Origin of the sequence: Streptomyces longhuiensis, assembly GCF_020616555.1 — a bacterium.
Lineage (GTDB): Bacteria > Actinomycetota > Actinomycetes > Streptomycetales > Streptomycetaceae > Streptomyces > Streptomyces longhuiensis.
Genome location: NZ_CP085173.1, coordinates 4,752,681 through 4,778,500, shown reverse-complemented (window position 1 = coordinate 4,778,500; position 25,820 = coordinate 4,752,681). Strand labels below are relative to the sequence as shown.

At 70.1% G+C, this 25,820-nt stretch carries 25 protein-coding genes; 6 read left to right on the top strand and 19 right to left on the bottom strand.

Features of this window, described 5'->3' with window-relative positions; genetic code table 11:
- Positions 1-45: 45 nt before the first annotated feature.
- The 5 genes from LGI35_RS22155 to LGI35_RS22135 form a co-directional block, all read right to left on the bottom strand.
- Positions 46-1,476 (bottom strand): ATP-binding protein, encoded by a 1,431-nt coding sequence (locus LGI35_RS22155; protein WP_227295738.1) that lies wholly within the window; start codon positions 1,474-1,476, stop codon positions 46-48.
- A 15-nt stretch (positions 1,477-1,491) separates the two neighbouring features.
- Positions 1,492-3,051, bottom strand: coding sequence for an SCO6880 family protein (locus tag LGI35_RS22150; protein WP_227295736.1), 1,560 nt, complete (start codon positions 3,049-3,051; stop codon positions 1,492-1,494).
- On the bottom strand, positions 3,048-4,397 hold the full coding sequence (locus LGI35_RS22145) for a hypothetical protein (protein ID WP_227295734.1): 1,350 nt from the start codon (positions 4,395-4,397) through the stop codon (positions 3,048-3,050). The genes LGI35_RS22150 and LGI35_RS22145 overlap by 4 nt, the downstream gene beginning before the upstream one ends.
- Entirely contained in the window at positions 4,387-5,199 is an 813-nt protein-coding gene (locus tag LGI35_RS22140) for a DUF8175 domain-containg protein (RefSeq protein ID WP_227295733.1), read from the bottom strand. Before LGI35_RS22140 ends, LGI35_RS22145 begins: the two co-directional genes overlap by 11 nt.
- Positions 5,200-5,341: 142 nt before the next feature.
- On the bottom strand, positions 5,342-5,650 hold the full coding sequence (locus LGI35_RS22135; protein ID WP_116512240.1) for a hypothetical protein: 309 nt from the start codon (positions 5,648-5,650) through the stop codon (positions 5,342-5,344).
- A 759-nt stretch (positions 5,651-6,409) separates the two neighbouring features.
- On the opposite strand from LGI35_RS22135, the gene LGI35_RS22130 reads away from it, so the two are divergent.
- Both LGI35_RS22130 and LGI35_RS22125 read left to right on the top strand, forming a co-directional pair.
- Positions 6,410-7,432 (top strand): C40 family peptidase, encoded by a 1,023-nt coding sequence (locus tag LGI35_RS22130; protein WP_116513563.1) that lies wholly within the window; start codon positions 6,410-6,412, stop codon positions 7,430-7,432.
- A 235-nt stretch (positions 7,433-7,667) separates the two neighbouring features.
- Positions 7,668-8,387, top strand: coding sequence for a phosphatase PAP2 family protein (locus LGI35_RS22125; RefSeq protein WP_227295730.1), 720 nt, complete (start codon positions 7,668-7,670; stop codon positions 8,385-8,387).
- 383 nt (positions 8,388-8,770) lie between these two features.
- Here LGI35_RS22125 and LGI35_RS22120 read toward each other — a convergent pair whose 3' ends face one another.
- Both LGI35_RS22120 and LGI35_RS22115 read right to left on the bottom strand, forming a co-directional pair.
- A complete protein-coding gene (locus tag LGI35_RS22120) occupies positions 8,771-10,339 on the bottom strand; it encodes an FAD-binding oxidoreductase (protein ID WP_227295728.1) in 1,569 nt (522 codons plus the stop codon).
- Between the two features lie 71 nt (positions 10,340-10,410).
- A complete protein-coding gene (locus LGI35_RS22115; RefSeq protein ID WP_227295727.1) occupies positions 10,411-10,572 on the bottom strand; it encodes a hypothetical protein in 162 nt (53 codons plus the stop codon).
- A 96-nt stretch (positions 10,573-10,668) separates the two neighbouring features.
- Here LGI35_RS22115 and LGI35_RS22110 point away from each other — a divergent pair, with 96 nt between their 5' ends.
- Positions 10,669-11,523: an SCO4651 family lipoprotein gene (locus LGI35_RS22110; protein ID WP_227295726.1), complete on the top strand. Its 855-nt coding sequence runs from the start codon at positions 10,669-10,671 to the stop codon at positions 11,521-11,523.
- 97 nt (positions 11,524-11,620) lie between these two features.
- The gene (locus tag LGI35_RS22105; RefSeq protein ID WP_227295725.1) at positions 11,621-11,821 is read left to right on the top strand and encodes a hypothetical protein; all 201 of its coding nucleotides are present in this window, start codon (positions 11,621-11,623) and stop codon (positions 11,819-11,821) included.
- An 88-nt stretch (positions 11,822-11,909) separates the two neighbouring features.
- Here LGI35_RS22105 and LGI35_RS22100 read toward each other — a convergent pair whose 3' ends face one another.
- Complete coding sequence (locus LGI35_RS22100; RefSeq protein WP_116512247.1) at positions 11,910-12,260, bottom strand: metal-sensitive transcriptional regulator; 351 nt, start codon at positions 12,258-12,260, stop codon at positions 11,910-11,912.
- Between the two features lie 188 nt (positions 12,261-12,448).
- Here LGI35_RS22100 and LGI35_RS22095 point away from each other — a divergent pair, with 188 nt between their 5' ends.
- Together LGI35_RS22095 and LGI35_RS22090 are read left to right on the top strand one after the other, a co-directional pair.
- Positions 12,449-13,069, top strand: a complete 621-nt coding sequence (locus LGI35_RS22095; protein WP_116512248.1) for a DUF47 domain-containing protein — start codon at positions 12,449-12,451, stop codon at positions 13,067-13,069.
- 9 nt (positions 13,070-13,078) lie between these two features.
- A complete protein-coding gene (locus tag LGI35_RS22090; RefSeq protein ID WP_116512249.1) occupies positions 13,079-14,077 on the top strand; it encodes an inorganic phosphate transporter in 999 nt (332 codons plus the stop codon).
- A 140-nt stretch (positions 14,078-14,217) separates the two neighbouring features.
- Here the strand turns inward: LGI35_RS22090 and pstB are convergent, their stop codons facing one another.
- The 11 genes from pstB to LGI35_RS22035 all read right to left on the bottom strand — a co-directional run bounded on the left by pstB (position 14,218) and on the right by LGI35_RS22035 (position 25,797).
- Entirely contained in the window at positions 14,218-14,994 is a 777-nt protein-coding gene (pstB, locus tag LGI35_RS22085) for a phosphate ABC transporter ATP-binding protein PstB (RefSeq protein ID WP_100595598.1), read from the bottom strand.
- A 25-nt stretch (positions 14,995-15,019) separates the two neighbouring features.
- Positions 15,020-16,090, bottom strand: coding sequence for a phosphate ABC transporter permease PstA (gene pstA / locus LGI35_RS22080; RefSeq protein ID WP_227295724.1), 1,071 nt, complete (start codon positions 16,088-16,090; stop codon positions 15,020-15,022).
- Positions 16,087-17,094, bottom strand: a complete 1,008-nt coding sequence (pstC, locus tag LGI35_RS22075; RefSeq protein WP_227295723.1) for a phosphate ABC transporter permease subunit PstC — start codon at positions 17,092-17,094, stop codon at positions 16,087-16,089. Before pstC ends, pstA begins: the two co-directional genes overlap by 4 nt.
- A gap of 99 nt (positions 17,095-17,193) precedes the next feature.
- A complete protein-coding gene (gene pstS / locus LGI35_RS22070) occupies positions 17,194-18,324 on the bottom strand; it encodes a phosphate ABC transporter substrate-binding protein PstS (RefSeq protein ID WP_227295722.1) in 1,131 nt (376 codons plus the stop codon).
- Between the two features lie 238 nt (positions 18,325-18,562).
- A complete protein-coding gene (locus LGI35_RS22065; RefSeq protein ID WP_227295721.1) occupies positions 18,563-19,024 on the bottom strand; it encodes an NUDIX hydrolase in 462 nt (153 codons plus the stop codon).
- A complete protein-coding gene (locus LGI35_RS22060; protein ID WP_227295720.1) occupies positions 19,021-20,088 on the bottom strand; it encodes a CHAD domain-containing protein in 1,068 nt (355 codons plus the stop codon). The genes LGI35_RS22065 and LGI35_RS22060 overlap by 4 nt, the downstream gene beginning before the upstream one ends.
- Entirely contained in the window at positions 20,069-22,441 is a 2,373-nt protein-coding gene (locus LGI35_RS22055; RefSeq protein WP_376222358.1) for an RNA degradosome polyphosphate kinase, read from the bottom strand. The genes LGI35_RS22060 and LGI35_RS22055 overlap by 20 nt, the downstream gene beginning before the upstream one ends.
- 113 nt (positions 22,442-22,554) lie before the next feature.
- Entirely contained in the window at positions 22,555-23,511 is a 957-nt protein-coding gene (locus tag LGI35_RS22050) for an ABC transporter permease (RefSeq protein WP_227295718.1), read from the bottom strand.
- On the bottom strand, positions 23,508-24,497 hold the full coding sequence (locus LGI35_RS22045) for a hypothetical protein (protein WP_227295717.1): 990 nt from the start codon (positions 24,495-24,497) through the stop codon (positions 23,508-23,510). The genes LGI35_RS22050 and LGI35_RS22045 overlap by 4 nt, the downstream gene beginning before the upstream one ends.
- Complete coding sequence (locus LGI35_RS22040) at positions 24,494-25,414, bottom strand: ABC transporter ATP-binding protein (RefSeq protein WP_227295715.1); 921 nt, start codon at positions 25,412-25,414, stop codon at positions 24,494-24,496. The genes LGI35_RS22045 and LGI35_RS22040 overlap by 4 nt, the downstream gene beginning before the upstream one ends.
- Positions 25,411-25,797: a GntR family transcriptional regulator gene (locus tag LGI35_RS22035; protein ID WP_376227701.1), complete on the bottom strand. Its 387-nt coding sequence runs from the start codon at positions 25,795-25,797 to the stop codon at positions 25,411-25,413. Before LGI35_RS22035 ends, LGI35_RS22040 begins: the two co-directional genes overlap by 4 nt.
- Positions 25,798-25,820: the final 23 nt, after the last annotated feature.

Below are 25,820 nucleotides of genomic sequence, written 5' to 3'. Positions count from 1 at the left end.
TGAGAGCCCTGAGAGCCCCAGAACTGAGACCACAGACCACAGACCTCAGGCCACCGTCGACTCCGACGAGTCCTTCAGCCGGTCGCCCATGTGCTGTTCCACGAAGGCGGCCGCCCGCTCCTCCGCCTCCAGGTCGGCGGCGCGCATGGCGTCGTCGTCGCCGAGCGTCTCGGCGGAGGACTCCGTCATGGCGCGATCGGTGAAGACCAGGGGCCGTTCCGTCTCGGTGATGAGGTGCTTCACGACCTGGACGTTCCCGTTCACGTCCCAGACCGCGATGCCCGGGGTCAGCGAGGGGATGATCTCCACGGCCCAGCGTGGCAGGCCGAGTACGAGACCGGTGGCCCGCGCCTCGTCGGCCTTCTGGGCGTAGATGGTCCTGGTCGAGGCCATCTTCAGGATCGCGGCCGCCTCCTTGGCCGCGGCCCCGTCCACCACGTCACTGAGGTGGTGGACGACGGCCACGAAGGACAGACCGAGGCGCCGGCCGAACTTCAGGAGCCGCTGGAACAGCTGCGCCACGAAGGGCGAGTTGATGATGTGCCACGCCTCCTCCACCAGGAAGATGCGCTTCTTGCGGTCCGGCCGGATCCACGTGTGCTCCAGCCACACACCCACGATCGCCATCAGGATCGGCATCGCGATGGAGTTGCGGTCGATGTGGGAGAGGTCGAAGACGATCAGCGGGGCGTCGAGGTCGATGCCGACCGTCGTCGGACCGTCGAACATGCCGCGCAGGTCACCGTCCACGAGACGGTCGATGACGAGGGCGACATCGAGTCCCCACGCCCGTACGTCGTCTATGGCCACGTTCATCGCTTCCGCCGACTCGGGTTCCGGGTGGCGGAGCTGCTCGACGATGTCGGTCAGGACGGGCTGACGCTCGACGATGGTCTCGTTGACGTAGGCGTGCGCGACCTTGAGGGCGAAGCCCGAGCGCTCGTCGAGGCCATGCCCCATGGCGACCTCGATGATCGTCCGGAGCAGGGCGAGCTGCCCGGTCGTCGTGATCGCCGGGTCGAGCGGGTTGAGCCGGATCCCCATGTCCAGAGCGGCCGTCGGGTCCAGCCGGATGGGAGTTATACCCAGCTCCTCGGCGATGAGGTTCCATTCGCCGACCCCGTCCTCACCCTGCGCGTCGAGGACGACGACCTGGCGGTCCTTGAACCTCAGCTGCCGCAGGACGTACGTCTTCTCCAGCGCGGACTTGCCGTTGCCGGACTCGCCGAGGACCAGCCAGTGCGGGGCGGGCAGCTGCTGCCCGTACAACTGGAACGGGTCGTAGATGTAGCCCTTGCCGGAGTACACCTCGCGGCCGATGATGACGCCCGAGTCGCCGAGGCCGGGGGCGGCCGTCGGCAGGTAGACCGCCTGGGCCTGCCCCGTCGACGTACGGACCGGAAGCCGGGTCGTCTCCACCTTCCCGAACAGGAAGGAGGTGAAGGCGTCCGTGGCCATGGACAGCGGATCCCGCATCTCAGAGCCCTGCCTCTACCGTCGGATGCCGGTCGCGAACGGCAATGTGTTGACGAAGGCCCTGTGGTGCTCGCGGTCGCACCACTCCAGCTTCAGATAGGACTTGCCGGCGGAGGCGCGGATCGTGCGCTTGTCGCGCGCGAGGCTCTCCGGCGAGCGGGAGGAGACGGTGATGTAGCCGACGAGGTTGACCCCGGCCGCGCCGCTGGCGAGGTCCTCGCCGCGCTGGTCGAGGCGGGTGTTGGCGGCGACGTCGCGCGGGTCGACGGTCCGGTTCATCTTGGCGGCGCGGCTGGCCTCCGCCTCGTCGTTCGTCTTCTCCGTGAGCATCCGCTCGATGGCGACCTCGGTGGGTTCCAGGTCCATCGTGACGGCCACGGTGCGGATGACGTCGGGGGTGTGGACGAGGAGCGGCGCCAGGAAGTTCACGCCGACCGGCGTCATCGGCCACTCCTTCACCCAGGCGGTGGCGTGGCACCAGGGCGCCCGCGTCGACGACTCACGCGTCTTGGCCTGGAGGTACGTCGGCTCCATCGCGTCGAGTTCGGCCGGCCAGGCGTTGCGCTTGGTCATGGCCTGGATGTGGTCGATCGGATGATCCGGGTCGTACATGGAGTGCACGAGCGAGGCGAGACGCCCCTGCCCGAGCGGCTGCCGCACCCGGATGTCGGCCTCCTGGAGGCGCGAGCAGATGTCGGTCAGCTCGCGCGCCATGACGACCGCGAGCCCGGCGTCCCGGTCGACCTTGCGGCCGCTGTGGGGACGGGCCGCACGGGCCATGGCGTGCGCCTCGGCGGCCAGCTCGCGGGTGTAGTGCATGCAGGCCACGAGGTAGGCGCGGTGCTGCTCGCTGCTCGTCGACACCATCGACTGGAGCTGGTCGTACGACTGCTGCAGCCAGCCCGGCGTGCGGTCGTCGCCGCGCACGGCGACGTCCTTGGCGTGCGCGTCGGGGTCGGCGGGGAGCGTGCGGGCGAGCATCTGGAGGCGCGTGACGAAGCCGTCCCCGTTCGCGACGTGCTTCAGGAGCGTCCCGAACCGGTCGACCAGCGCTTCCTGGTCCTCACTGTCCCGCAGCCCGACGCCGGGCCCCTCGATCTCGATCGCGGCCGTGACCGTCCGCCGGTCGGCGTGCAGCAGCACGGCGATCTCGTCCGGCCCGAACGGCGCGGCCAGCCACGTCAGCCGGCCGATGCCGGGCGGCGGCCCGATCTCCACCTCGCGCCCGTCGAGCCGGACGCCGGCGTCCATGGCCCGCGACCGGTACGTCGTGCCCCGCTTCAGCTGCCGCTTGTAACTGCGGTTGATCTCGAACCACTTGTAGAAGGTGCGGTGCTTGTACGGGATGTAGACGGCCGCGAGCGCGATCAGCGGGAAGCCCAGGAGCAGCGCGATGCGCAGGGACAGGGCGGGGACGAGAAGCCCGCACATCATGCCCAGGAAAGCGCCCCCGATGATGAGGGCGATCTCGCCGGTCTCGCGGTTCTTGCCGACGATGGCGTTCGGCCGGGCACGGCCGATCAGATACGTACGGCGGGGCGTGACCGATGGGGACACATGGGACTGGGTCGTCAACGCCCTGCACCTCCTTGCCGATTGCTGTTGCCGGTGTTACCACCGCTACGCGTATTGCTCGCGTGCGGCGTGTTCGTGGGGCTCGTGCGGGGCGGAGGTGCGGCGGAGGGGACAGATCCGCCGCCACCGCCACTGCCCCCGGAGGAGGGGCGTGTGCTGTGTGCGGCCACGCCTCCCGACACGGGGTTCGCGGGGCGCGCCTGGGACTGGCCGCCACCGCTGCCGCCGCCACCGTCCGCGCGGGCGCTGTGCGTCTTGATGCCCTGCGAGACGAGTGCGGCGGGTGAACTGATGACCGCGGCCGCCTTGCTCTCGGCGCCGCGCATGATGCGGTTGTTACGCCCGTTGGCGATCTCGTCGCCGAAGCCGGGTACGAAGCGGTAGATCATGCCGCTGGCGAAGATCGCGAGCAGCACGATCGCGAGACCGGACACCACGGCTGCGAGCGAGTCGGGCCCTTCGGACCCCGACAGCGCACCCGCGAGCCCCAGCACGATCACGATCACCGGCTTCACCAGGATCACCGCGATCATGACGCCCGCCCACCGACGGACATGCCCCCACAGGTTCTTGTCGACGAGCCCGGCGTAGACCACGACCCCGAGCAGCGCGCCCACGTACAGCAGCACGGCCCGCAGATACAGCTCCAGGTACAGCACACCCGCGGCGAGGATCGACACGAGCGAGACGACGATCAGCATGATCGGCCCGCCCCCTATGTCGTCGCCCTTCTTCAGCGCACCGGAGAACGTCCCGAAGAACGCGTCCGTCTGATCCCCCGTCGCCTTCGCCAGCACGTCCGAGACACCGTCCGTCGCGGACACGACGGTGTAGAGGATCAGCGGCGTGAACGCGGACGCGATGACCGTGAGCCAGAGGAACCCGATGGCCTCGGAGAGGGCGGTACCGAGGGGGACACCCCGGACGGCCCTCTTGGCCACGGCGAGCAGCCACAGCAGCAACGTGAGAATCGCCGACGCCGCGAACACGATGGCGTACTGCTGAAGGAACTTCGGGTTGGTGAAGTCGACGTTGGCGTTCTGCTTGATGGACTTGCTGAGCATGTCCACGGTCCAGGACGCGGCGTCGGCACAGCCCTTGGCGAGGGAGGAGAGGGGGTCCAGGGGGTTGGTGGTGCCGGGGGGTGTGGCGGGACTCCCACCACTGGACTTTCCGTTGCCGCGCTCGCAGTAGGCCTTGGCGGGGCCGCGGATGAGGTCGCAGGGGTCGCTCGACGACTTGGGGTCGGGAGCCGCGAAGGCACGCGTCGCCAGAAGCACGGCCGCGGTCTGCACCGTGGTCACAGCTGCGGCGAGAGTGAGGGTGCGGCGTCGGCTACCGGGCATACGTGAACCCTCCGTACTGCTCTACAGCCTTCGCCATGTCGTCCGCGGTGGAGGCCCTTTGGTCGCGGCCGACCGGCACGGGTCCGTCCTTCTGCTGAAAGTCCGTGACCTTCCAGTCGCCGCCGGTCCACCGCAGCTCGTACGTGTTGGTGAACCAGCTCTCGGACACGGGGTTCTTGGTGTCCGTGCCGGCCAGGCCGAAGAGGGAGGAGTACCAGATGTCCACGGTGGCGCTGTCGTCGGCGAACTTCACGGCCTTCGTGCCGACGGGGATGATCCGCGAGACGAACGTCGATCCGCCGGGCGCCGAACCGTCTTTGTTCAGGCCGATGCTGGACAGGAAGGCCTCCTGGGCATAGACCTTGTCGAGACTGGCCTGGCGGTCGGCCGCGACGTCAGGGGCGTAGACGGAATCGACGATCGAGTGACGGCGGCTCTTGTCGAACATCTCGGCGGAGCCGAGAGCCACCGCATAATTCGCCGCAGCGCTCTGCGCCCCCTGCTCGTCATGGGCGAACCCCGACGCGACCGCCTTCGTCCCCGTGGGGGCCGTCGGGGACGTGCCCGGCTTCTTGTCGCTCGCGCCGTCGGACGACGCATCGTCTCCGCGGTTGGCGAAGGCGATCGCCGCGACGAGGAGGACCACTACTCCGACCACCGTGATGAGGCTGCGCGACGAAGAGCGGGCGGGTCTGCGCGCGGTGCCCCCGTACATGTCGCCCTGACCCCCGTCGGGCAGGCGCGTGCGGGTCTGACCTGTGCCGCCGTAGAGGTCGTCGTCGTTGCCGTCGCCCGGACTCATCCCGCGTACGCCCCCTCAGGCTCGTGCTGAACCGCCACGTACGACGGTAGCCGCGCTGCTTTCCGCGCGGGCGCGGTGTGGTGACTCGACATCAGGGAGTTGCAACCTCAGTGCAGATGAGACCGGAGCGGGCGGAACAGGGCTAGATCGCCATGCCGTACACGATGGTGAAGAGCGTGCCGAGCGAGCCGATGATGAAGACGCCGGTCAGCCCCGCGATGATGAGGCCCTTGCCCTGCTCGGCGCTGAAGGTGTCGCGCAGGGCCGTCGCGCCGATCCGTTGCTTGGCCGCGCCCCAGATGGCGATGCCCAGGCACAGCAGGATCGCCACCGCCATCACGACCTCGACCATCACCTGTGCTTCCTTGCCCAGGTTCTGGAATGGGCCCCAGTCGGGGGCGATCCCGCCGATGATGGTGTCGATGTTGCCCTTGCCGGCTGCCAGCAGCATGTGTAACTCACCGCCCCAAGTGGGTAGTTCTGTCGCCCCCGCCGCAGCGCAGAGGTCAGGCCCATTCTTGCCCAGATCGCCGCGGATGCCTGCCGACTTGGCGCCATTCCTTGGCTGAGTTCCAACGTCTTCACATGGTTGCGTATACGACGGAACGTACGGTCACTCTGTGTATCACGCTGCGTCACTCCGGGCAATGAACGTCAGGTCTGCGCCGTGACCTGGACGGTGACGATTCGTTGGCCACTCACCGGCGGTCACCGGATGCGTCGTCGTGGGGCATGGGGCGTCCTTCCCGGAGGTCACCGATGAAAGCGGATTGGGTGACGGGGGGAGGCGGGCTGCCGGGTGCGGGCCGGTTTGGATGCGGGCGGGGCGGGCTGATTTCTTCGTCGTGGACGGGAACTGGCCCGAATCTGCCAGTCATTGAGAGCTCTGCCGCCGGTCATGAGAGCGCTGCCAGGAGGGCACTGCCCCAGCTGGGCTTTCGTGGAAGGTGTCCTGGGGCGGGCTGTCCATAGGGGTGCGAGTGGCAGATCCCGGTCAAGCGAAGGGGCATCGGCCCCCCGACGGGCCGCGGCCGCGAGCGAGACGCGCGACCGCCCCCGCGCCCGCCGGACGAGAGCGGCGACGGCGTCGGGGCCCGTGTGCGTGATTCGGACAATCCGGGGGGTGCGTCCTTGCGATGAGGGCCGGTGAGAACCCTGCCCACCTACACTGAGGCCCGGCGTACTACCGGGCTTCGAGGGGCGGTTGACGGTGCGTAAGGCGTGGGTCGTCGGGGGTGCGCTCGCCGCCGGGGGGACCGGGTTCGTGACGCTGCTCGTCGTCGGTACGTTCATGGCAGCCGGCAGTCTCGCCAGCGGGGTCGGCAAGGGGGCCGTGGGGCTCGCCAAGGGCGCCGTGCCCAGCGCGTACCAGTCGATCGTGCAGGAGTGGGGGAACCTCTGCCCCGCGATCAATCCGGCGCTGCTCGCCGCGCAGCTCTATCAGGAGAGCGGGTTCAACCCGAACGCGAAGAGCCCGGCGAAGGCGCTCGGGATAGCGCAGTTCATCCCGGGGACGTGGGCCGCGCACGGGGTCGACGGGGACGGGGACGGGGACCGGGACATCTGGGATCCGAAGGACGCCATTCCGTCCGCGGCCTCGTACGACTGCTCGCTCGCCAAGTACGTGAAGGACGCGCCGGGCAATCAGACCGAGAACATGCTCGCCGCGTACAACGCGGGCGCGTACGCCGTCATCAAGTACGGGGGCGTGCCGCCGTACCGCGAGACGCAGAACTACGTGAAGACGATCACGAACCTGGAGAAGAGCTTCGCGCGGCCGGTCGGCCGGGTGCAGCCCTCGCAGCAGGCTGCGGGTGCCATCTACTACGCGCAGAAGAAGCTCGGGACCGAGTACCTGTGGGGCGGGAACGGGACCGCCGATCAGGGCGGCCGGTTCGACTGCTCGGGGCTGACGCTCGCCGCGTACCGGGAGGTCGGGATCGAGCTGCCGCGGGTCGCGAACGACCAGTACAACGCCGGGCCGCATCCCAAGCGGGACGAGCTGCTGCCGGGGGATCTCGTTTTCTTCTCGGACGATCTCACCGACAGCCGTGCGATCCGGCACGTCGGGATCTACGTGGGCGGCGGCTACATGATCGACGCGCCGCGTCCGGGTGCCGTGATCCGGTTCGACCCGGTCGACACACCCGACTATTTCGGGGCGACACGGGTGACCGAAGATGGTGCGAAGGCCGTGCCGAGCGAGAGGCCGGACGGAAACCCCGAAGTGTGACGTGGCCGGAACTCTCCGTCAGAGCCCTGCCCTGAGCTGCGGCTTCGTGTCTCTCTTCGATAACGTCTACGTGATCATTCCGTGGATTGTGGAACGAAGGAGAGGGGACCGTGCGTTCCTTTTCCTGAGCCGATCGCGGATCGACGAAGACCGCGGATCTATGACCACGGGGGTGGACGAGCGGCGCACGACTGTGTGCGCCCACTGAGCAGCAAGACGAAGGGGCCGCGGCGAGATGGCTGGACTGGCTGGACTCTCGGCACTCGGGGCCTCCGGGTCCAACCCCGACGTCGGTCTGCTCTACGACATCAACGGCCTGGCGAAGGACGCCCCCGGCTGGGTCGACAGCACCATGGCGTTCGTCGGTGAGTACGGGCTGCTGCTCGCGCTCGTGCTGCTCACGCTGTGGTGCTGGTGGGGCGTGCGGAAGCAGGACTCGCTCGACGACGCCGCCTCGTCCGTCGCCTCCGTCGTGTGGGCGCCGCTCGCCGCCGGGATCGCCGTCCTGGTGAACGTGCCGATCCGCAGCTTCGTCGAACGGCCCAGGCCCTTCACCGACCACGACGGCCTCGACGTCCTGGTCAGCGGCAAGTCGGACTTCTCCTTCGTCAGCGATCACGCGACGCTCGCCATGGCCATCGGCGCCGGCCTCTTCGTCGCCCACCGGAAGTTCGGGCTCATCGGGCTGGGGCTCGCGGTGCTCGAAGGGTTCTGCCGGGTCTTCATGGGCGTGCACTACCCGACGGACGTCGTCGGTGGATTCGCCCTCGGCACGGCGGTGGCGCTGCTCCTGTCGCCGCTCGCGTCCGCGCTGCTCACCCCTCTGGCGCGCGCCGTCGGTCGGACGACGCGGCTGCGGTGGCTGGTGTGGTCGCCTAGCGCTGCGCCGTCGGCTCGGGAGACGGTGGAGATTCCTGAGGCTCGTGAGTCGGAAGAGCGGGATCTGGCCGCTTAGTCTCTTCTGCCGCACGTCGGCACAGGAGGACGGTGCCGCCGGCGGCACCGGCGAGCGCCACGGCGCCGGAGGTGACCGCGAGGGAGCCCGCGGCGGGGTGGTCCGAGCCGTCGTCGGTGACGGCGGCGGTCGTGATGCCCAGGGCGAACGCGGCGGCGGCGATCGCGAAGACGGCGGCTATGCGGGGTATCCGGGGCTTGTTCATGATTCCAGCGGACCCCGGCGCCCCCGATTGGGCCAGCCGAGGGCGTGTTGCCTGAGCCGTCCGGGGGGCGCTTACCGCCGCAACGGCCGCGCGTGGTGCCGGCCCGGTGGCGGCGGAGCGCGCGGTTTCCCGCGCCCCTCGGGGCGCGGATCATGGGCGCGCTCAGATCAGGGGGCGCTCAGAGCGCCTGCGGGAACGTGAAGAAGCGGTTCGGGTCGTACTGCTTCTTGACCGTCGTCAGGCGTGCGGCCGCGTCGCCGTAGTACGCCTTGCGCCAGTCCGTCAGCGTCGGGTCCGTGTAGTTCTGGTACGCCGCCCCCGACGCGTACGGGCGCATCGCCGCGTGGGTGGAGTCGAGCCAGCCGCGGGCCGTGGAGCCGGACGTTCCGGCCCGCCAGGACACGATGTACTGCGCGAGCATCCGGGAGCGCCGGTGCACGAAGGCGGTGGCGGTCGGGTCGACGCGGTTGATCGCCCCGCCGAGGGCGGTCAGCGCGATGCTGCCGGCGCCCGAGGTGACGTTCTCCATCTTGGCGAACAGGGCGCGGATGCCGGCCGAGGAGATCGAGCGGTCGAAGAAGTCCGAGCGGGCCGCGTACGTCTCGCGCCCCAGCGCCCCCTGGGTGCTGCGGCCCGGGGTGGTGCCCGGCAGATGGCACATCGCGTCCTCGGCGAACGCCGAGCAGCCCGCGTACACCTCCATCGACTCCTCGTAGGAGCGCCGCTTGAGGGAGACGTTCGACGCGGGGCCGGGGCCGCCGGGGCCGTCGGCGAGGCGGTCGACGGCGTTCTGGAGCTCGCGGTACGTGCCGAGGGAGAACGCGGCGATCGAGATGGTCGGCCGGCCACCCACCGCGTTGGCTATGTGGCAGGACGACCAGATCTCGTCGGGCTGCGAGGGGCCCCACTCCTGCCAGGCCTTGAGGACGGCCGTGGCCTTCGACCAGGGCCAGGTCATGTACGCGGAGACGGCCTGCGGGGCGGGGTGCGTGCGGAAGCGGAGCTCGGTGACCACGCCGAAGTTGCCGTTGCCCGCGCCGCGCAGGGCCCAGAACAGGTCCTTGTTCTCGCTCTTGTTCGCGACGACCTGCTTGCCGTCCGCCGTGATCAGCGTGGCCTGGGTGAGGCTGTCGCAGGTCAGGCCGTAGGCGCGGGAGACGACGCCGTGGCCGCCGCCGAGGGTGAGGCCGGAGACGCCGACGGTGGGGCAGGAGCCGGCGGGGATGGTGACGCCCTTCGCGGCGAGGGCGCGGTACACGTCGATGAGCTTGGCGCCCGCGCCCACCACGGCCTCGCTCCCCGAAGCCCTGATCGTGGAGAGCTTGGACACGTCGAGGATCAGACGGCCGTCGCCGGACGACCAGCCCGCGTACGAGTGGCCGCCGTTGCGGATCGAGACGGGGACGTGGTGGGCCCGCGCGTAGGCGAGGGTGGTGCGGATGTCGTCGGGGTGGGCGACGTAGGCGACGGCGGTGGGCTTCAGGCTGTCGAAGCGGGTGTTGTAGAGCTGGCGCGCGGCCGCCCACTTGGCCTGGCCGGGGGTGACGAGGGTGCCGTCGAGGTCCTTGGCGAGTGCCTTGAGGTTCGCCGAGGCGGAGGCGCTCGCGCTGGTGGTGCGGATGGGCGCGCTGGTCGTCGCGCTGGGCGTGGTCCGCCCGCCGGCCCCCGCCGCGCCGGTGCTGCACGCCGTGGCCGCACCTGCCGTGACGGTGGCCGCGCCGACTGCGATGAACGTACGCCGATCCATGGACGCCTCCCGTTGGTTCCCGGGGTACGAGACGTCTGTGGGGAGCGCGGGGTTCCACGCCGGGGGTCGGGTCAGGGGCCGGCCGTGTGCTCCTCGGCGTCGGTTCTCGCCTTGGAGCGGGCTCTGCGGGAGGGGCCGCGCCAGCCGCAGGTGCAGCGGGCCAGGCAGAAGCGGCCTTGTTCGGCCGTGGTCGTTCGGTGGGTCTCGGGGAGTTCGGACTGCTCTTGTGCCACAGCTCAACGGTACGCGTGACGGGTGCAGGCAACCGTCGTTATCCGGTCGACAGAGGGGCCGCGGACGCTCGGACAGGGCTTGGGGGCAGACAGGCGATGGTGCAGCACGGACGCGCAGCACGGGCGGTCGCGGCGGCCGCGGCGGTCGGACTGATGGGCCTCGCCACCGGCTGTTCGGCCGCCGAGGCGGACAACGAGAGCCCGGCCGAGTCCGCCGCCGCCGTGCACGACGCGGCCGACCGCCTGGTCAGGGAGGGCAGTTCCAAGGCCCGTACGTCCATGGAGATGGCGAGCGGCGGGACCCGCGTCACGATCAGGGGCGAGGGCGTCTACGACTACCGGGCGCACGTCGGGCAGTTGAAGGTCGTGCTTCCGCAGGATCCTTCCGGCGCCGAGGAACACCGGCCCATCACCGAACTCCTCGCGCCCGGCGCCCTGTACATGAAGAACCGGGGCGCGGGGGTGCCCGCCGACAAGTGGGTGCGGGTCGACACGGCCACCATGTCGGACGGGAACCTGGTCACGGGCGGGGCCACGGACCCGCTGGCCGCCGCCGAACTGCTGCGGGGCGCGCGCAAGGTGACGTACATGGGGGAGAGCGAGCTCGACGGGACGGAGGTCCGGCACTACCGCGGGACCGTCGACATGGCGGCCGCCGCCCGTGCCGCCTCCCCGGCGAGCCGGCAGTCGCTGACGGCCGCGGCGAAAGGGTTCGCCAAGGACCAGGTGCCGTTCGACGTGTACCTCGACGACGAGGGCCGGATCAGGAAGGTGCGCCACCGGTTCAGCTTCGTGAATACGAAGGTGACGGCTGCGGTGAAGGGGAAGGGCGGGAAGCGGGAGGTCGTCGATGTGGCGTCCACCACTCTTCTCGACGGCTTCGGGATTTCGGCGAATATCGAACTTCCCGACACAAGGGACATTTTCGCCGGGAAGATCGCCGAGAATTAGCCGTCCGGAAATGGTCCGTCCGTGCCATGCGCAGCGCGTAGGCCGCTCCCTACTCTAGGAAGTCGGTTACGGCTACGGCTTACGGCTGGAAGAGGTGATGGACGTGGCTCCGGTGGGCGGCACGGCGGTTCATGACCACGTCGCCCTCGCCGAGATCGAGCTGTGCGGTGAATTGATCATCGCGGCGTCGGCCGCGGATGAGGACCGGCTCAGTGCGGACCGTATCGACGAGGTGCTGAGGGTCGCCGAGGAGCGGTGGCCCCGGGACGAGGGGGCCGGGGAGCCCCGGGAGTCCTGAACCCGTGAGGGGCGCGCCGGGGCCGGCGCGCCCCTCACGGGTCACGTATCTCACAGGGGCAGGGCGCGCGGTGCGTGTCCCGGGCGTCTCAGGTGCGCAGCATCCGCGCGATCGCCTTCGTCGCCTCCTCGACCTTCGCGTCGATCTCGTCGCCGCCCTTGACCGCCGCGTCGGCGACGCAGTGGCGCAGGTGCTCCTCGAGGAGCTGGAGCGCGAAGGACTGGAGGGCCTTGGTGGAAGCGGAGACCTGCGTGAGTATGTCGATGCAGTAGACGTCCTCGTCGACCATGCGCTGCAGGCCCCGGATCTGGCCCTCGATGCGGCGCAGGCGCTTGAGGTGCTCGGCCTTCTGGTGGTGGTACCCGTGGATCCCACGGTCGTGGTCCGTCACGTTCTCGCCGTCGTGGTCGGCCACGATCTCGGTCGCCTCCGTGGTCATCGCGTCCTCCCGTTGTATACCCCTAGTGGGTATATGGTACCGAATTCCGAGGGGGTCCGACGGGTTCGCGGGACCCCGTGCTGATCACTGTGCCTGATGGGCGACACTGGGGTATTGCCGGTTAGCCGTGGCCGGATGATGCGCCTAGCATCAGCCTGACCGAATCCAAAGCACCCCGAGGACCCCACGTGCGCTTTCGTCTGACCCCCAGGGAGACGAGCTTCTACGACATGTTTGCCGCATCCGCGGACAACATCGTCACGGGCTCGAAACTCCTGATGGAACTGCTCGGGGCGGATTCCTCCGCCCGGGCCGAGATCGCGGAGCGGATGCGGGCAGCGGAACACGCCGGTGACGACGCCACCCACGCGATTTTCCACCAGCTGAACTCCTCGTTCATCACGCCCTTCGACCGCGAGGACATCTACAACCTCGCGTCGTCCCTCGACGACATCATGGACTTCATGGAGGAGGCCGTCGACCTCGTCGTCCTCTACCAGGTCGAAGAGCTGCCCAAGGGTGTCGAGCAGCAGATCGAGGTTCTGGCGCGCGCGGCCGAGCTGACCGCCGAGGCCATGCCGAACCTGCGGACCATGGACAACCTCACCGAGTACTGGATCGAGGTCAACCGCCTCGAGAACCAGGCCGACCAGATCCACCGCAAGCTGCTCGCGCAGCTCTTCAACGGCAAGTACGACGCCATGGAGGTGCTGAAGCTCAAGCAGATCGTGGATGTGCTCGAAGAGGCGGCGGATGCCTTCGAGCACGTGGCGAACACGGTGGAGACCATCGCCGTCAAGGAGTCCTGAGGCCTTCTCATGGACACCTTCGCACTGATCGTGACGATCGGCGTCGCGCTCGGATTCACATACACGAACGGCTTTCACGACTCGGCGAACGCGATCGCCACGTCGGTTTCCACGCGTGCGCTGACGCCCCGCGCGGCGCTCGCGATGGCCGCGGTGATGAACCTCGCCGGTGCCTTCATGGGCAGCGGCGTCGCCAAGACGGTGAGTGAGGGGATCATCGCCACGCCCGAGGGCAGCAAGGGGATGGGCATCCTCTTCGCCGCGCTCGTCGGCGCGATCATCTGGAACCTGGTCACCTGGTACTTCGGCCTGCCGTCGTCGTCCTCGCACGCGCTGTTCGGCGGCATGGTCGGCGCGGCGCTCGCCGGCGGTACGGCCGTCTACTGGTCCGGCGTGCTCGACAAGATCGTCATCCCGATGCTCACCTCGCCGGTGATCGGTCTGATCGTCGGCTATCTCGTCATGTGCGCGATCCTGTGGCTGTTCCGGCGGTCCAACCCGCACAAGGCCAAGCGCGGCTTCCGTATCGCGCAGACGGTGTCGGCGGCCGGCATGGCGCTCGGCCACGGTCTCCAGGACGCGCAGAAGACGATGGGCATCGTGGTGATGGCCCTGGTCATCTCCGGGCACGAGACCTACAGCGACCCGATCCCGGTCTGGGTCAAGCTCGTCTGCGCGCTGATGCTGTCCCTCGGTACGTACGCGGGTGGCTGGCGCATCATGCGGACCCTCGGGCGCAAGATCATCGAGCTCGATCCGCCGCAGGGTTTCGCGGCTGAGACGACCGGTGCGTCGATCATGTTCGGCTCGGCGTTCCTGTTCCACGCGCCGATCTCGACGACGCACGTCATCACCTCGGCCATCATGGGCGTGGGCGCGACCAAGCGCGTGAACGCGGTCCGCTGGGGCGTCGCCAAGAACATCGTCCTCGGCTGGTTCATCACCATGCCGGCCGCCGCGCTGGTCGCGGCGGGGAGCTACTGGATCGTGAATCTCGCGTTCGGCTAGTACGCGGTCCGCCCGCAGGCGGTCTCGCAGTACGCAGTCTTCGTGGAACGAGAAAGAGGGCCCGCCCCCCGGGAGCCAGGGGGCGGGCCCTTTGCCTTGCGGTGGCACCGCCATGCAGCACCGCAAGGAGCGGGTGGTGTCTAGCCGAAGCGGCCCGAGATGTAGTCCTCGGTGGCCTGGACCGACGGGTTGGAGAAGATCCGCTCGGTCTCGTCGATCTCGACGAGCTTGCCGGGCTGGCCGACCGCGGACAGGTTGAAGAACGCCGTGCGGTCCGAGACGCGGGCCGCCTGCTGCATGTTGTGCGTCACGATGACGATCGTGAAGCGCTCCTTGAGCTCGCCGATCAGGTCCTCGATGGCGAGGGTCGAGATCGGGTCGAGGGCCGAGCAGGGCTCGTCCATGAGGAGCACCTGGGGCTCGACCGCGATGGCGCGGGCGATGCACAGACGCTGCTGCTGGCCGCCGGAGAGGCCGGAGCCGGGCTTGTTGAGGCGGTCCTTGACCTCGTTCCAGAGGTTGGCGCCCTTGAGGGACTTCTCGACGACGTCGCCGAGCTCGCTCTTCTTGTACGAGCCGTTCAGGCGCAGGCCCGCCGCCACGTTGTCGAAGATCGACATGGTGGGGAACGGGTTCGGGCGCTGGAACACCATGCCGACCGTGCGGCGCACGGCGACCGGGTCGACGTGGGTGCCGTAGAGGTCCTCGTCGTCCAGGAGCACCTTGCCCTCGACGCGGCCACCGGGGGTGACCTCGTGCATGCGGTTCAGGGTGCGCAGGAAGGTGGACTTGCCGCAGCCGGACGGGCCGATGAAGGCCGTCACGGAGCGGGGCTCCACGGTCATCGAGATGTCCTCGATCGCCTTGTGGGAGCCGTAGTACGCGGTGAGGCCGCTGACGTCGATTCGCTTGGCCATAACTAATTCACTTCCAGATGCCGCGTCAGCGGCCGGTCTTGGGGGCCTTCCAGCGGGCGATGCCGCGGGCCACCAGGTTGAGGATCATGATGAAGGCGATGAGGACGAGAGCCGCCGCCCATGCACGGTCGTACGCCGCCGGGCTGCCGCCGCTGTTCTGGTACTGCTGGTAGATGTACAGCGGCAGCGAGGACTGGGGTCCCTGGAACGGGTCCGTGTTGATGAGCGGGTTGCCCCAGACCAGCAGCAGTACGGGCGCGGTCTCGCCGGCGATGCGGGCGATGGCCAGCATCACACCGGTCGTGATGCCGCCGATCGACGTCGGCAGGACGACCTTGAGGATCGTGCGCCACTTCGGTACGCCGAGCGCGAGGGAGGCCTCGCGCAGCTCGTTCGGGACGAGCTTGAGCATTTCCTCGGTGGAGCGGACGACGACCGGGATCATCAGGATGGAAAGGGCCATCGACCCGGCGAAGCCGGAGTAGCTGAAGCCGAGGATCAGGATCCAGAAGCTGAGGATGAACAGGCCCGCGACGATCGACGGGATGCCCGTCATGACGTCGACGAAGAAGGTGACCGCCTTCGCGAGCTTGCCCCGGCCGTACTCGACCAGGTAGATCGCGGTGAGCAGGCCGATCGGCACGGAGATCAGGGTGGCGAGGCCGACCTGCTCCAGGGTGCCCATGATGGCGTGGTAGATGCCGCCGCCCGGTTCGGCGTCGGTGACGACGCCCATCGAGTGCGTCAGGAAGTAGACGTCGAGGACCTTCACGCCGCGAGAGACGGTCTCCCAGATCAGGGAGACCAGCGGGATCACGGCGAGGATGAACGCGACCCAGACGACGCTGGTCGCGACGCGGTCCTTGGCCTGGCGCTTGCCCTCGACGGCGGTGGCGATGCCGAACGTGCCGAGCACGAACAGGACCGCGGCGATCAGACCCCACTGGATCTGGCTGTCGAGTCCGGCGCCCAGGCCGATCGCGCAGCCGATCGCGACGGCGCCGACGGCGATGGCGTACGGGGACCAGCGCGGCAGGCGCGCGGCGCTCAGGGAGTCGGTGCCGGGGGCCGGCGGGGTGATCGTTGCGTTGCTCATGCGTTGGCCCCCGAGTACTCCTTGCGGCGGGCGATGATCGCGCGGGCCGCGCCGTTCACGACCAGCGTGATGATGAACAGGACCAGACCGGAGGCGATGAGCGCGTCACGGCCCTGCTCGGTGGCCTCGCTGAACTTCGCGGCGATGTTCTGCGCGAAGGTGCCGCCGCCCGGGTCGAGCAGGCTGGCGTTGATCTCGAAGCTGGGGGAGAGGACCGTCGCGACGGCCATGGTCTCGCCGAGCGCGCGGCCGAGGCCGAGCATCGAGGCGGAGATGACGCCGGAGCGGCCGAAGGGGATCACCGACATGCGGATGACCTCCCAGCGGGTGGCGCCGAGCGCGAGTGCGGCCTCCTGGTGCATCAGGGGCGCCTGCCGGAAGACCTCACGGCTGACGTTCGTGATGATCGGGAGGATCATGATCGCGAGCAGGATGCCGACGGCGAGGAGGGTGCGCGGGGCGCCGCCCTGCCACTCGAAGATGCCGGTCCAGCCGAAGTAGTCGTCGAGCCAGCTGTAGAAGCCGGTGAGGTGCGGCACCAGGAAGAGGGCGCCCCACAGGCCGTACACGATGGACGGTACGGCGGCGAGCAGGTCGACGACGTACGCGATCGCACCGCCGATCTTCTTCGGCGCGTAGTGCGTGATGAACAGCGCGATGCCGACGGCGACCGGGACGGCGATCGCCATGGCGATGACCGAGGAGACGATCGTGCCGAAGGCGAGGACCGCGATGCCGAAGACCGGCGGGGTCGCGTTGGCGTTCCACTCGAACGTCGTGAGGAAGTTGCCGTCGTTCTTGGACAGCACCATCGAGGCGCGGTAGGTGAGGAAGGCCGCGATGGCGGCCATGATCACCAGAAGCAGGATGCCGGAGCCGCGCGAGAGACCGAGGAAGATCCGGTCACCGGGGCGGGTGGCGCCGCGGGACGCGCGCGTCTGCAGCGCGGGCGTGGGCGGGTCGGCGGGGGCGGGTGGAGCAGTCGTCTTCGTGGATATATCCATGGGGTTCTCCGGTCTGCGGAGTCGCGGTCGGGCGGCTCCAGGCGGCGGTGCACCGGACGGTGCGGCCCGCCCCCGGTGAGGGGCGGGCCGCACGCTGGGTCAGCTCAGGCTCGCGATGGTGTCGCGGACCTTGGTGTTGATCTCGGAGGGGATCGGCGCGTAGCCGAGGGCCGCCAGGGAGTCCTGGCCGTCCTGGCTCGCGATGTAGGTGAGGAAGGACTTGGTGGCCGGGAAGGTGTCGGCCTTGTTGCCCTTGTCGCAGACGATCTCGTAGGTGACGAGCGTGATCGGGTAGGCGCCGTCGGCCTTCGTCGCGTAGTTCAGCTCGAGGGCGAGGTCCTTGCCGGTGCCCACGGTCTTGGCCTCGGAGATCGCCTTGGTGGCGTTCTCGACGGTGGCCTTGACCGGCGCGGAGGCGCCCGTGTCGAGGTCGACCGTCTTGATGCCGTCCTTGGCGTAGGAGAGCTCGAAGTAGGAGATCGCGCCGGCGGTCTGCTTGACCTGCTGGGCGAGGCCGGAGGAGCCCTGCGCGGACTGGCCGCCCTTGGCCTGCCAGGCCTTGCCGCCCGAGTACTTCCAGTCCGCCGGGGAGGCGGCCTTGAGGTACTTGGTGAAGTTGTCGGTGGTGCCGGACTCGTCCGAGCGGTGGAACGCCTGGATCTTGGTCTTGGGCAGCTTCGCCTTGGGGTTCAGCTTGGCGATGGCCGCGTCGTCCCAGGTGCTGATCTTGCCGTCGAAGATCTGGGCGAGGGTCTTGGCGTCCAGGACCAGGTTGTCGACACCCGGGACGTTGTAACCGACCGCGATCGGGCCGCCGACCATCGGGAGGTCGATGCCCTGGCCGCCGGAGCAGACCTTCTTGGAGGCGGCGACCTCTTCGGGCTTCAGGGCGGAGTCCGAGCCGGCGAAGGCGACCTGGCCCTGGGTGAACGCCGTGACACCGGCGCCCGAACCCTCGGGCTTGTAGTTGATCTGCACGCCCTTGCACTCGGCGGTGTACGCCTTGACCCAGGCCTGGATGGCGTTGGCCTGTGCGGAGGAACCGTTGGCGAGCAGCTGGCCCTTGGCGTCGCCGCACTTGATGCTGCCGGCCTTGGCCGACGGGCCGCTGCTCGAACCGCCGTTGGCACTCGTGTCGTCCGAGCCGCACGCCGTGAGGGCCAGGGCGCCGGAGACGGCGATGGCGCCGAGGGAAAGGGCGCGGAGCCGGTTCTTGCGCTGAAGCTTCACTTTCGGATGTTCCTTCCAGGAGCCGCCGGTCGGTGATCCGGGACGGCGTGCGAGGTCGTTTCGTTCCAGGTAGGTGGTGCGGTGTTCGCCCGTGTGGGCAACTCGCACCGTGCAAGGCCGAAATTAGGCAGGACAGGTGAAGCGACCGATGGGCATGAGTGAACGGCGGGTGAACCTCGGCGGTCGGTGCGGTGAGGTACTGTGTGACGTTTTGTGACGGCGCAAGTACACGCTGCGACTATGCCAGGTGGAGGGCGCTCAGCAGCGCGTCGACGAGCGTCTTGTCGCGGGGCTGGGTCAGACGGTGGCGGGCCGCGGTCGGGGAGAGCCAGGCGACACGGTCGACCTCGCGGTTCGGCGTGAATCCGCCGTCCGTCGCCTCGGCGGCCCAGTAGTCGACGCGCTTGGGACGGCCGCCCGCGACGTAGCGGGTGGTGGGGAGGCGGGCGCCGGGGGCGCACCGGAAGCCGGTCTCCTCCTCGACCTCGCGCAGCGCGCCCGCGAGGGCCTCCTCGCCGCGCTTCAGCTTGCCCTTGGGGTGCGACCAGTCGTCGTACTTGGGCCGGTGCACGAGGCAGACCTCGATCGGGGCCTCCCCTGCTCGATCGAAGTGGGGAGCTCGGGGAACGTCGTCGTACGGGGAGCGGCGCCACAGGACACAGCCGGCGGCGCGGATGACGTCGTTGTCGCCCCTGCTCATGACGTGCGGACCGTCTCCTTCAGCCAGGCCCGCTGGAACGCGAAACGGGCCGCTTCCACTTCGTGGCGCTGGTCGGCGTGCAGGACGCCGAGCGCGTAGGCCGTCGCCGGGGCGATGCGCGGGGTGCGGGCCGCGTGGGCGGCGGCGGCCGCGGCCTCGGCGGCGTCCCGGTGCCGGTCCAGCGAGGCGGCCGCCTCGGTCTCCGCGTCGGCCGGCCCGCCGCCGGTGCCGGGTCCGCACGGCACGACCTCCTGGGCGTAGCGGTGCAGCCGCAGCAGGAGGCGTACGTGGTGCCAGGGGGCGTCCTGGGACGGGGGTGCCGTGTCGGCGGTGAGGCCCTGGACGAGGGCCTCCGCGTTGTAGGGGTGGCCCGCCCGGTGGAGGGGCAGCGCGGCGACGGCCTCGGCGAGGCGGGACCGGGCGGAGGCGGCCAGCGCGTCGAGGTCGGCCGTGGTGGTACGCAGCGGGACCTCGCTGGCGAGTACGGCGACGTTGTCCGCGACCGCGTGGAAGCGGGACGAGCCGAGTGCCTGCAGCGCCGTGGAGTGGGCTCTGGTCCGGGCGAGGGTGAGCTGGCGCTCCAGCAGGGCGCCCGCCTTCGCCGCGCCCACGGTCAGATTCCCCGCCGCCGTGCTCTCGGTCCGCGACAGCTGGGCCGTGCCCACCCGTCCGGGGGGAGCCGCGGGGGTCTGGGCGGGTACCGCGTGTGCGCCGGAGAGCCGGTGCAGCGCCGACAGCAGCCGCTCCAGGCGGCCCGCGTACGCGTGCTCCTGCGCCAGTGTGCCCGAGAGCCATGCCAGTTCGGGGCGCAGCGCGTCGGACCACTCGGGGTCGAGCAGGGGACGGAACGTGTGCAGGGTGCCGCTGATGCGGCGGGCCGAGCGGCGCAGGGCGCGCGCCGCTCCGGCCGCCTCTTCGGCGGTTCCGCCGGGCGCGGAGCCACCGCTCTCGCGGTGCTGCCGCAGGGAGCGCAGGAACTCCGTGGCCTGCTCGCGCAGATAGGCCGCGACGGCCTCGCCCGCGGAACCCTCCGCTCCCGTCGTCTCAAGGTGTTGCTGTGCCACGCCGGCGCCTCCGGGCGTCTATGAGCATCTCCTGTACGTTCCGCAGGGGCCGACCCTCCGCGTCCTTGGCGTGCCGGACCCAGTTCCCGTCCGGTCCCAGGTGCCAGGAGGCGGTGGTGTCGGACATGCCCGTCTCCAGGAGCCGGTTCAGGGCGCCGCGGTGAGCCGGGTCGGAGACCCTGACCAGGGCCTCGATGCGGCGGTCGAGGTTGCGGTGCATCATGTCCGCGCTGCCGAACCAGACCTCGGGCTCGCCGCCGTTGCCGAAGGCGAAGATTCGGGAGTGCTCCAGGAAGCGGCCGAGCACGGACCGTACGCGGATGTTCTCCGACAGGCCCGCGACGCCCGGCCGCACGGCGCAGATGCCGCGGACCCACACGTCGACGGGCACACCGGCCTGCGCCGCCCGGTACATCGCGTCGATGACGGCCTCGTCGACCATCGAGTTGACCTTGAAGCGGACGTAGGCGGGGCGGCCGGCGCGGTGGTGCTGGACCTCGTTGTTGATCCTGGAGATGAGGCCGTCGCGCAGGGACTTGGGGGCGACGAGGAGACGGCGGTACGTCTCGCGGCGCGAGTAGCCCGACAGCCGGTTGAAGAGGTCGGAGAGGTCGGCGCCCACCTGCGAGTCGGCGGTCAGCAGGCCCAGGTCCTCGTAGAGGCGGGCCGTCTTCGGGTGGTAGTTGCCCGTGCCGACGTGGCTGTAGCGGCGCAGCGTGTCGCCCTCCTGGCGCACCACGAGCGACAGCTTGCAGTGCGTCTTGAGGCCGACGAGGCCGTACACGACATGGCAGCCGGCCTCCTCCAGCTTGCGCGCCCACTTGATGTTGGCCTGCTCGTCGAAGCGGGCCTTGATCTCGACGAGGACGAGGACCTGCTTGCCGGACTCCGCGGCGTCTATCAGCGCGTCGACGATCGGCGAGTCGCCCGAGGTCCGGTACAGCGTCTGCTTGATGGCGAGGACGTCCGGGTCGGAGGCGGCCTGCTCCAGGAACGCCTGCACGGACGTGGAGAACGAGTCGTACGGGTGGTGGAGCAGCACGTCCCGCTCGCGCAGGGCGGCGAAGATGTCGGGCGCGGACGAGGACTCGACCTCGGCCAGGTCGCGGTGGGTGCCCGCGATGAACTTGGGGTACTTCAGCTCGGGCCGGTCGAGGCCGGAGATGCCGAAGAGGCCCGTGAGGTCCAGGGGGCCCGGCAGCGGGTACACCTCGGACTCGCTGATCTTCAGCTCGCGCACGAGGAGGTCCAGGACGTACCGGTCGATGGTCTCCTCGACCTCGAGCCGCACCGGCGGCCCGAAGCGGCGCCGCATGAGCTCCTTCTCCAGCGCCTTGAGGAGGTTCTCCGCGTCGTCCTCCTCGACCTCCAGGTCCTCGTTCCGGGTCAGCCGGAACATGTGGTGCTCCAGGACCTCCATGCCGGGGAACAGCTCGCCCAGGTGCTTGGGCGCCGAGATGACGTCCTCGATGGGGACGTAGCGCTGCGGCGAGGCCTCCAGGAAGCGGGAGAGCAGCGGCGGCACCTTGACGCGCGCGAAGTGGCGGTGCCCGGAGACCGGGTTGCGCACGACGACGGCGAGGTTCAGGGACAGGCCGGAGATGTAGGGGAACGGGTGCGCGGGGTCCACGGCCAGCGGGGTGAGCACCGGGAAGATCTGCTGCTTGAACAGCGTGAAGAGCCGGGACTGCTCCTTGTCGGTGAGCTCTTCCCAGCGCACCAGGTGGATGCCCTCGTCGGCGAGCGCGGGGGCGACGTCCTCCTGGTAGCAGGCGGCGTGCCGGGCCATGAGCTCGCGCGAGCGGTTCCAGATCAGCTCGAGGACTTCGCGGGGCTGGAGCCCTGAGGCCGAACGGGTGGCGACGCCCGTCGCGATACGTCGCTTGAGTCCGGCCACGCGGACCATGAAGAACTCGTCCAGGTTGGACGCGAAGATCGCCAGGAAGTTCGCCCGCTCCAGGAGCGGGGTGTCCGGGTCCTCGGCCAGTTCGAGCACGCGCTCGTTGAACGCGAGCCAGCTGCGCTCCCGGTCGAGGAAGCGGCCCTGGGGCAGCTCGGCGCTGTAGTCCTCGAACTCGTCGGGGTCGGCGTCGATGTCGGCCGTGAGCTCGGGGAGCTCGGGTTCGAAGTCACCCCCCGCGACCGTGTGCGGGCGGTGCGCGGCTATCGAGCCGACGGACGGCTGCGCTTGCCGGTCGGAGGCCTGGTCCTGGGCGTTCTGCTGGCTCATGGACCCATTCTTCCGCGCCCGGACCACGATGGGCGCGTCGGAGAGCGCGGGCGTGAGGCGGAGTCTCCCGTTCGGGGAGTGCTCCGCCGGGGCCCCGGTGGGGTCGGGCGCGGCGGGCTGCATTCACTGAGGGTGGCAAGCCCGTCTGAATGGTTGGTTACGGCGACATGACGTGCGGGGCATGGCGGGGCGTCCCGCGGACGTTCCCGGGACGCCCCGCCACGCCCCGTACGTCGTCAGGGCCGCTGGTTCCTGCGCAGGAGGGCGAAGGCGGCGGCTGCCACCAGTGCCGTCAGGGCGAGGAGGATGCCGGTCTCGACGAGCTGGAGCGGCCAGAAGTGGGAGGCGGGCTGGAACTCGCGGTAGAAGCCCGTGATGTTGTGCCGGCCGAGGCAGCTCTTGTCGTCGACGCACAGGGGGTCGGCGATGTGCGCGCCGCTGCCGGTGACCGCGCCCTCGTCGAGGAGGAGGCCGGCGAAGCCCCGGTAGCCCTCGTGGACGTCGCCAATGACGGTGACGGGGGGCCAGAGGCGGCCGCGGATCTCGCCGAGCGCGGTGATCACGATGCCGAGGAGGGCGAGCGAGACACAGATCGACGGGATCACGCGCTTGGAGATGAACGCGACCAGCGCGCCGAGTGCCAGGCCGAGCAGCGGGAGCGCGACGGCGGTCGGGCCCAGGGCGCCGTAGACGCCGTTGGTGAACCACTGGTTCGACGGGAGGCCGCTCGCCGCAGAGGCGACCAGGTGGCGCAGGGCCACGAGGATGCCGGTGCCCACGACGAGGAAGGCGGCCGGGAGGGCGAGCTTCGTCGTCAGCCAGCGGGCCGGCGGGACGGACTGCGTCCAGGCGAGCGAGGCCGTGCCGCGCTCCAGTTCGCGGCCTATGAGCGTCCCGCCCGCGAAGGCGGCGGCGATCGCGGGCACGATCGTGATCAGGCCGGTGGTGAGCGCGAGCAGGTACTCGTACGTGCCCGCGCCCGGCCCTGTGGCGCTGCAGGCGTTCATGACGCCCGCGACGCACTTGCCCGTGATGTGCCACCCGGAGCTGCCCGGTCCCCACAGCCACAGCAGCATCGCCCCGGTCACCGCGACGTACGCGGCCCACAGCCACAGGGCGAGCCGGTGCAGCCGCAGCACGGTCCAGGTCAGGCCGGTCGAGGGGGAGAAGGGGGAGAGAGCGGCGGCGCTCACGCGGTGGTCTCCTTCTTCGGCTGGTACCGGCGCAGGACGAGGAACGCGGCGGCCACGGCGAGTGCGGTCAGGCCGAGCAGGACACCCGTCTCCGCGAGCTGGCGGGGCCAGTAGTCGGGGGAGGGGAGGTAGCTGCGGGTGAAGCCGGTGATGTGGTGGCGGTCCAGGCACTTCTGGCTCAGGTAGCAGCCGGGGTCGGAGACCTTGGCGCCCGTGGACGTGATCGCCTTGCTGAACACCGGCAGTTCGGGCTGCAGACGCGAGAACGGCGAGTGCTGGAAGGGCCAGTTGTTGCCGCGCATCGCGCCGGCCAGGAACTGGACGACACCGGCGGCCGCCAGGGCGGGCAGCGTACGGCGCAGGACGAGGGCGGCGAGCACGCCGACGGCGAGGCCGAACAGGGCGTTCGCCACGGTGGCGGGGCCGAGAGAGAAGGCGAACGAGCGAGGGCCGATGCCCGCCACAAGGAGGTGGTTGTGCGCGTTCCACACCAGCCGGTACAGGACGACGATCAGGCCCGTGCCGACGGCGACGAACACCGCGGGCACGGCCAGCTTCGCGGTGAGCCAGCGGGCGGGGGACACGGACTGGGTCCAGGCCAGCCCGGCCGTCCCGCGCTCCAGTTCGCGCGCGATCAGCGGTCCCGCAGCGAAGACGGCGATGGCGCACGAGGCGATGCCGATCAGCGAGGACGGGCCGTAGAAGCGGGAGTCGAACGAGCCGCCGAAACCGAGAAATGAGAACCCGTCGCGGTACGCGTTCTCCTGCGCGCCGCTGTAGCCGAACGCGTCGAACGCCTTCTGCGCCGCGTTCGCGCCGGGGCCCCACAGCCACAGCAGCATTCCCACGGTGACGGCGACGTACGCGGTCCACACCCACATCGCGGTGCGGTGCAGCCGCAGCACGGTCCAGACGAGGCCGTCGGCGCCGGGAAGGGTGCGGCGCGCGGCGGGGCGGCCGGTGTCCCTGTCCAGGAGGGCGGTCATGCCGTCACCGCCGCGGCGGTGACGGTCGTGCCCGGGGTGATCAGGGCGGGGGCGCCGGGGTTGCGCAGATGGGCGAGGATCAGCTCCTCCATGGACGGCTCCTGCGCCTCCCAGGCGCTGTCGAGCGGTCCGTCGCGGCGGATCAGGGCGGTCAGTCCCCGGCCGGCGGCGCGGGACTCGACCACGGTGTGCGGGGCGAGGTCGGCGGCCGTGCCGCGCCCGGTGACCAGGCTGTGCGCGGCCGTCAGGTCGTCGATGCCGCCGCCGAGCCGGATGCGGCCGGCGCCGAGGAGCAGCAAGTGGTCGCAGGCGTCGGCCAGTTCGGCGACGATGTGCGACGACATCAGGACGGTGGTGCCGTGTTCGGCGGCGTCCGCCATCAGCGTGCCCATCAGCTCGTGGCGGGCCAGCGGGTCGAGGTCCGCCATCGGCTCGTCGAGGAGCATCAGCTGGGGGCGCTTGCCGAGCGCGAGGGCGAGCGCGACGCGGGTGCGCTGTCCGCCGGAGAGCGAGCGGACCCGGGCCGCGGGGTCGAGGTCGCCCTGCTCGACGATCCGGTCGGCGTACGCGGCGTCCCAGCGGCCGGGGTTCAGCTCGGCGCCCATGCGCAGGGTGTCCGCGATGGACAGCTGGGGGTAGAGCGGCTTGTCCTGCGAGAGGTAGGCGACGCGGTCGCGGTGCACGCCGGGTGCGGCGCCGAGGACGGTGAGCTGTCCGGAGCTGGGGCGCAGGAGTCCGGCCGCGATCGCGAGGAGGGTGGACTTTCCTGCCCCGTTGGGTCCGACCAGGGCGCTGATCCGCCCGGCGGGCAGCCGGAAGGAGCACAGGTCGAGGGCGGCGTGGCCGTGGCGGCCGTAGCGCTTGCCGAGCCCTGTCGCCTCGATGGCGACGGCCGGGGTGGTGCTGGTGGAACTCACTGATCCCCCTTCGGGAAGTTTTCGTCCAGTACGGCGCCGAACAGGGCGGCCGCGTCCTCGCGGTCGAGGCCCGCGGTGCGGGCCCGCCGGGCCCAGTCCGCGAGTTCGGCCCGCAGCGGCGAGTCGGCCGGGGCCGCGCCGAGCGTCCTGCGGACGAAGGTGCCGAGACCTCTGCGGGCCTCGACCAGACCCTCGCGCTCCAGTTCGCGGTACGCCTTGAGCACGGTGTTCGGGTTGATCGCGGTGGCTTCGACGACCTCGCGGGCCGTGGGCAGTTTGTCGCCGGGCTCCAGCAGGCCGAGGCGCAGGGCCTGCTGGGTCTGCTGGACGATCTGGAGATAGGTGGCGACGCCGCTGCGCCGGTCGATCCGGTACTCGACCACGTTCCTGAACACCACCCTTTCAC